This window comes from Parabacteroides sp. MSK.9.14, from assembly GCF_019041495.1.
Classification (GTDB): Bacteria; Bacteroidota; Bacteroidia; order Bacteroidales; family Tannerellaceae; genus Parabacteroides; species Parabacteroides merdae.
The window spans coordinates 1-2,599 of sequence record NZ_JAHPXO010000084.1; the positions used below are offsets into that span (position 1 = coordinate 1).

The window sequence follows — 2,599 nt, forward strand, 5'->3', positions numbered from 1 at the left end:
GGATTGCGTCTGGATGTTGAAACAGAACGGCGGCGGAATTTGCGACCACGAGGTGCTGCGCCCATAAGGGCATACTGTAAATGTAGGTTTGGCAACCTACCCAGCAAGGGTTTTCTACGCTGGTCATCAGCCAACTTATCCACTTAGCTGAAAAGCGGTGGGGAGTGTAGCATGTTGGAAACGGCATAAGTCGGCTAACTATCATGCCGCTACTGAATGTCAAGATGAAACGATGAATACGAGGATGAAGACTATACTGTTTGAACGACAGTCCAAGACGTTAGTTGGTAAACACAGACCTAAGATAGTTATAAAGGTCTGTCTGCAATACTTCCACTTTCCGACTTCGAGTGCGAGAGCAGAAAACCGATTGCAGGTCAGCCGCAATAAGCGGAAAAGGACGAAAATCGCATCCGACAATTCATCAAGCCAATAGTTACAGTATTGCTTAAATGGGGATTACCTAAACCGAAGTGCCAACAAATGGCTATAGGAAGTGGGTTCTTTGAAAATTCGGCAAGGTAACAGAGTCTCCGTAGTAGTCCGAGCAAGGGAAAGCCTTGTACATGGCGAAGGGAGACAGTGTGTTATTTTTAATATGTTAAAAGAATGATGTGTGAGACATTATGAGAAATTCAGAAAATGTATTAAACAGTCTGGCTGGGCATAGCCAAGACCTAAGCTACAAGTTTGAAAGACTTTACAGACTGTTGTTCAATGAGAATCTGTTTGCAGAAGCCTATCAGCGGTTGTCCCGAAATCCAGGCAACTGCACAAAAGGAACTGACGGACAGACAATAGACGGAACAAGCATAAAGCGCATCCGTGACCTCATAGAACAACTAAAGGATGAAAGCTATCGTCCTTGTCCTGCAAGAAGAATATACATACCCAAAAAGAATGGAAAACTTCGTCCGTTGGGTATCCCTTCTTTCAAGGACAAGCTCGTTCAAGAAGTAGTAAGAATGATACTCGAAGCAATTTACGAGGGACACTTTGAGGATTGCTCGCATGGTTTTAGACCACACAGAGGGTGTCATACTGCTATGGCTTCCTTGCAAAAGGGAGGTTCGGGAACAAGATGGTTCATAGAGGGTGACATCAAGGGATTCTTTGACAACATCAACCATGATGTTCTCATAAGCATTCTTAGTGAACGCATCCACGATGAGAGGTTTTTGCGACTGATACGAAAATTCTTGAAAGCGGGTTACTTGGAACAGTGGGAATACAAAAACTCCTATATCGGCACTCCACAAGGCGGTATCATCAGTCCTATCTTGGCGAATGTCTATTTGGACAAGCTCGACAAATTCATGTTGAGATATATCGAGACATTTAACAAGGGTAAAGCACGGCAACGCAACCCTGAATACAAGAGGGTTGCCAATCGTAAAGACAAACGAGTAAAGAAACTGAAGAATGAACAGGACGAGCAGAAGAAAGGTGTTTTACGTTCAGAGATAGCATCCCTGCATCGTGAAATGCAACGACTTCCTGCAACTCTTGACATGGATGAAAACTTCAAGAGGATGAAATACGTACGGTATGCAGACGATTTTCTGATTTGTGTTATTGGAAGCAAGGCTGACTGCCAAAATGCAAAAGAAGATATTAAAAACTTCTTGCAGGAACAGCTGAAACTTCAACTTTCAGACGAGAAGACACTTATCACAAATGCTCATGATACAGCAAAATTTCTTGGATTTGAAGTCACTGTCCGCAGTACAAACAAAACGAAAAAGGATTACAGAGGGATTCCGATTCGCTCCCTTGACCATAAGGTCGTCTTATTGTTGCCATTTGAGGCAATGAGAAAGAAACTGCTGGACTACGATGCCATGCGCATTGTAATCAAAGATGGCAAGGAAGTATGGGAGTCAACTTCTCGTCCCTATCTTCGTAGTAATGACGACCTTGAAATTCTGAACCGTTACAATTCAGAAATCAGAGGTATCTACAACTACTATTGTATTGCTAACAATGTCAACATTCTCAACAGTTTCTATGGAATCATGAAAGAGAGTATGTACAAGACATTCTCGTCAAAGTACGAATCTACCGTAAGAAAGATTGTCAACAAGTATTGTAAGGACAAGATTTTCACGGTAAGATACCAAAACAAAAAAGGTGAATGGTTGGAACGTACCTTATATCATGGTGGATTTAGGTTGAACAAGGAAGCGCGCATTGACAATGCACACATTATGCCCAATTACTATGGAATGGAGAGTACAAGCCTTATGGCTCGCTTGAAAGCCCATAAATGTGAATATTGTGGAGCTGAGGACAATCTGAAAATGATACACGTCCGCAAGCTCAAAGATTTGAAAGGCAAAGAAGCATGGGAGAAACTCATGATTGCCCGACAAAGAAAAACAATCGCAGTTTGCGAGAAATGTTATAACAAAATTCATGGAAATAAATAGACTGACAATAACCACGGAGAGCCGTATACTTGGAGACGAGTACGTACGGTTCGGCGGCGAGTACATTGAAACCTGCTTCCATAAAGGGAAGAAAGGCGCATTGTGCTTAGCCATTGGAACCGGTAAGACGCTGATAATGTGCATCGCCGCGCATGAGATGAAGCGTCTGA

General features: G+C 42.7%; 1 protein-coding gene and 1 pseudogene. Both read left to right on the forward strand.

The features are described 5' to 3' along the window. The first annotated feature begins 626 nt into the window (after positions 1-626). Positions 627-2,429 (forward strand): group II intron reverse transcriptase/maturase, encoded by a 1,803-nt coding sequence (gene ltrA, locus KTG12_RS21030; protein ID WP_215710255.1) that lies wholly within the window; start codon positions 627-629, stop codon positions 2,427-2,429. Further along, positions 2,416-2,599 (forward strand): annotated as a pseudogene (locus tag KTG12_RS21035) (hypothetical protein); the annotation flags it as partial. The gene ltrA and the pseudogene KTG12_RS21035, both read left to right, overlap by 14 nt.